Below are 2,602 nucleotides of genomic sequence, written 5' to 3'. Positions count from 1 at the left end.
AAGCCTGCGACCTGCTAGTATGTATCATATTAGTGGCTGATCTAGTGAGATTCTAGAGCCGACAGTATAGTCTGGATGGGAGAAGATGGAGGTTTTTTGTTGTGCAATAATCCTCCTATTCTTACGAGATGAATGGAAGGAGAAAATTGAATATGCAACAAAATAAACGTCTTATCACAATAAGTATGTTGAGCGCGATTGCGTTTGTGTTAACTTTTATCAAGTTTCCTATACCATTTTTGCCACCATACTTAACTTTAGATTTTAGTGATGTACCGTCACTACTAGCTACATTTACGTTTGGACCAGTTGCCGGTATCGTAGTTGCACTGGTTAAAAACTTGCTGAACTACTTATTTAGTATGGGCGATCCAGTTGGGCCGTTTGCTAACTTTTTAGCAGGCGCAAGTTTCTTATTAACTGCTTACGCCATCTATAAAAATAAACGTTCAACAAAATCTTTGATTACTGGATTAATCATTGCAACAATCGTTATGACTATCGTGTTGAGTATTTTGAACTATTTCGTTCTATTACCTTTGTACGGTATGATATTTAACTTAGCTGATATCGCAAATAATCTTAAAGTAATCATTGTATCAGGAATTATACCATTCAATATTATTAAAGGTATCGTCATTTCTATTGTATTTATTTTACTATATAGAAGGCTTGCGAATTTCTTGAAAAGAATTTAATCAAATTAAAGCAAAATAATATACACATAATAATAAAAAGCAGGTGACTATCAATAAACGATAGCTTGCCTGCTTTTTCTATAGAACATTTGTCTAAAAAATCAATTATTCAAATTTTAAAGCGTCCCCATCAAATGATTCGTCTGCAATTTTAATAGAATCTGTAGGGCATCCATCAATTGCATCTTCCATATCTTCATATAATTCCTCAGGTACTTCTGCAGTACCTTGGTTATCGTCAAGGATTACGAAAGCAATACCTTCGTCGTCGTAATCATATATATCTGGCGCTGCTGCACCGCATGCACCACATGCAATACAAGTATCCATATCAACGATTGTATATTTTGCCAATGTCTTCGCCTCCTTTGATAAAAATGCTAAAATAGTAATGTGACTAAAATTTTAGACAGCATCATTTTTATTTTCAAATTATCCGTTTTACAGAGTGAGGGTTAAATTTGCAACACATTATAAAAACAGCATTACAACAAACATTTAACTATAAAACAAATAAAAGTATTTACAATATCTTAGTTGGTAAGAAATCTCACCAAACCTTTTTTGACGCTTGTAGTCAACAACAGTTGTCATTATATCACAGTTTACCACTATTAAAATATCCGTCTTTTGAGCTATTTTTAGAAAAAATCAATGAATTTAATGCTGAAATGGAAATCATGTTGCATCCTAGATATACATTTGAAAGCATGGGGCAAACATTTCAAGCAATTCAACTATTAGTGCAAACCATGTCTAATACCAAACAACATGTTTTTCATTTTGTACCAATCTCTCAAAATAATAAGATACAAGAAACTGTAAAGATTGTCTATAACTACATTAAAGAAAACCAATTACAAATTGACTTTGAAAATGAACTACATAACTTGTTTAAAGCAATAACTTTAAAAGGGCCATGTTACTTACATTATTATTTGCAAGGCTATGATGAACCAATGTATACGAGACAGCAAGTTAGTTTAATAGAAAAACTATCTCAACAGCAATTGTTTGAATACGAAATGAATAATTTAGTGACAATGATGTTTGAATTAGAAAGTGGAGAATATACTATTTTATCAAAAATAATAATGAAACCTACATTATTAAATCAAACTTATATTACTTATACAAAATTGCTTGAACAATTCACGATGGAAGATATAGCGGCTCAACAACAAGTTAAAATCAATACTATCGAAGATCATGTACTTGAAATCTTAATCAAAGGTTACATGTCTAATTACGATGATTATGTTGAACTAGAAGATCAACTCCAGTTTTTGAATTTTTATCAACAACATCGTGGCGAACGATTAAAATTTTACAAAGAACAATTTGACACGTTATCATATTTTCAATTAAAAGTATTAATCGTTGGATTTGAAAGAGGTGATCTGAATGTTGCATGATATTTTACGAAACAAATTTGGCTTCGAGAATTTTAAACCGGGACAACAGGAAATTATAGAAAGTATAATGTCTCAACAACACACTCTAGGTATTCTTCCAACTGGAAGTGGAAAGAGTTTGTGTTATCAAATACCTACGTATTTATCAGGTAAGCCGACATTAATTATCTCACCGTTAATATCTTTAATGGATGACCAAGTTATGCAGTTGAAAATAAATGGAGAAAAACGTGTAACATGTATTCACTCTGGTATGGATGAAATTGAGAAAAAGCATAATATTAAATGTTTACGACATAGCCGCTTCATCTTTCTAAGTCCAGAATTTCTCTTGCAACCGTCAAATTTTAAATTAATATCTATGATAGACTTTGGCATGATTGTTCTAGATGAAGCACATTGCCTATCTGAATGGGGATATGATTTCAGACCACATTATGCTCTAATAGGAAAAGTAACAAAGCATTTTAAAGAAGCGGTTGTCTTAGC

4 protein-coding genes are annotated in these 2,602 nt (G+C 31.7%); 3 read left to right on the top strand and 1 reads right to left on the bottom strand.

The window, feature by feature from the left end:
- Positions 1–152 precede the first annotated feature (152 nt).
- Complete coding sequence (locus tag IDG60_RS10835; RefSeq protein ID WP_001186912.1) at positions 153–698, top strand: ECF transporter S component; 546 nt, start codon at positions 153–155, stop codon at positions 696–698.
- A 105-nt stretch (positions 699–803) separates the two neighbouring features.
- On the opposite strand, the gene IDG60_RS10830 is transcribed toward IDG60_RS10835, so the two are convergent.
- On the bottom strand, positions 804–1,052 hold the full coding sequence (locus IDG60_RS10830; RefSeq protein ID WP_001151997.1) for a ferredoxin: 249 nt from the start codon (positions 1,050–1,052) through the stop codon (positions 804–806).
- 107 nt (positions 1,053–1,159) lie between these two features.
- On the opposite strand from IDG60_RS10830, the gene IDG60_RS10825 reads away from it, so the two are divergent.
- Entirely contained in the window at positions 1,160–2,113 is a 954-nt protein-coding gene (locus tag IDG60_RS10825) for a YpbB family protein (RefSeq protein ID WP_001163801.1), read from the top strand.
- Positions 2,103–2,602 (top strand): DEAD/DEAH box helicase (locus tag IDG60_RS10820; RefSeq protein WP_206160687.1); only part of this gene is annotated, 500 nt, incomplete at its 3' end. The genes IDG60_RS10825 and IDG60_RS10820, both read left to right, overlap by 11 nt.

The sequence above is a fragment of the Staphylococcus sp. EG-SA-2 genome, assembly GCF_017152085.1.
The sequence above is the reverse complement of the archived record's forward strand: the minus strand, read 5'-3'. Positions and strand labels throughout refer to the sequence as shown.

Coding starts and splice junctions, on each gene's coding strand:
- IDG60_RS10835 (WP_001186912.1), top strand. CDS start 153: ATGCAACAAAATAAACGTCTTATCACAATAAGTATGTTGAGCGCGATT.